Source organism: Methylomonas defluvii (assembly GCF_033949435.1).
Taxonomy (GTDB): Bacteria; Pseudomonadota; Gammaproteobacteria; order Methylococcales; family Methylomonadaceae; genus Methylomonas; species Methylomonas defluvii.
On the sequence record NZ_JAXARY010000057.1, the window covers coordinates 1 to 1598 of the forward strand.

The 1598-nt window shown below is 57.1% G+C and carries 1 protein-coding gene; it reads right to left on the minus strand.

Features of this window, described 5'->3' with window-relative positions; genetic code table 11:
• A partial coding sequence (locus tag QLH52_RS24490; RefSeq protein ID WP_319963280.1) for a methyl-accepting chemotaxis protein occupies window positions 1-1598 on the minus strand: 1598 nt, incomplete at both ends.

The window sequence follows — 1598 nt, forward strand, 5'->3', positions numbered from 1 at the left end:
ACTTGGCTGACACCGGCGGATTGTTCTTGGGAGGCGGCGGCAATCTCCTGCACCAAGTCGGAGGTTCTGGCAATGCTGGGGACAATTTCATCCAGCAGCTTGCCCGCACTTTCCGCTGTCTCGACGCTGTTTTCGGCCAACTCGCCAATCTCCTGCGCCGCCACCTGGCTGCGCTCGGCCAGCTTGCGCACTTCCGCCGCCACCACCGCAAAGCCTTTGCCGTGATCGCCGGCCCGCGCCGCTTCGATGGCCGCGTTTAGGGCCAGCATGTTGGTTTGATAGGCGATGTCGTCGATGATGCCGATTTTTTTGGCAATCTCGCGCATGGCGTCAACGGTCTGTTTCACCGCTTCACCGCCTTGGCTGGCTTCGGTAGCGGCTTTGCTGGCCATGCCGTCGGTGACTTTGGCATTGTCGGCATTCTGGTTGATGCTGGCCGCCATTTCCTCGATGCTGGCACTGGTGATCTCGACACTGCCTGCCTGTTCGCTGGCAGCTTGCGACAGCGATTGGGAAGTGGAACTGATCTGCTCGGAGGCATTACCCAGTTGATCCGCGGCGGAAATCACCTCGGCAATGGTTTGGGAGAGTTTGGCGACGGTGTTATTCACGGTGTCTTTAAATTCACCCAACTGGCCTTGGTAGTTACCGGTCACGTTGCGGGTCAAATCGCCTTGTTCAACCAACGCCAGCACTTCGACCGCTTCATTCAGCGGCAAGATCACCCCATCCAGGGTGTCGTTGACGCCTTCGACGATTTTGCGGAAGTCGCCTTGGTGCTTACTGGCGTCGGCGCGCGTTTGCAGACGGCCTTCAACGGCGGCGGTGGCCAGCATATTGGCGTCGGCCACCAGTGCATTGACCGCATCGATACAGGTATTGAGGTTGTTTTTAATCGTGTTGAAATCGCCGTTGTAGCTATCGGTGATTTTGGCCGGAATGTGGCCTTTGGAAATGTTATCGACATAGTCAGCCGCCACATTCAACGGGCCGATCACCGCATTCAGGGTCAGATTCACGCCCTCGACAATCTTACGGAAATCGCCTTGGTGCTTAGTGGCATCCGCGCGGGTGGCCAAACGCCCTTCGACGGCAGCGGTCGATAACATATTGGCATCGGCCACCAAGGCGTTCACCGCATCAATACAGGTGTTCAGATTGTTTTTGATGACATTGAAATCACCGTTGTAGGTGTCGGTGATTTTGGCGGGGATCGCGCCTTTAGAGATGTTGTCCACGTACTCGGCCGCCACGTTCAAGGGTCCGATCACCGCATCCAGCGTGTTATTGACGCCTTGGACGATTTTCCGGTAGTCACCTTGGTATTGGCTGGCGTCGGCGCGGGTGGCTAAGCGGCCTTCGATAGCGGCTTTTTCCAAGGCCACCGCTTCGGCCACCATGCTGGAAATCGCATCAATACAGTTGTTCAGGTTGTTTTTGATGGTGTTGAAGTCGCCGTTGTAGTGGTCGGTGATTTTCGCCGGAATCGCCCCGCGCGAGATGTTGTCCACGTACTCGGCGGCCACGTTCAAGGGCCCGATTACCGCATCCAGCGTGCTGTTGACCCCTTCGACGATTTTGCGGAAATCGCCTTGGTG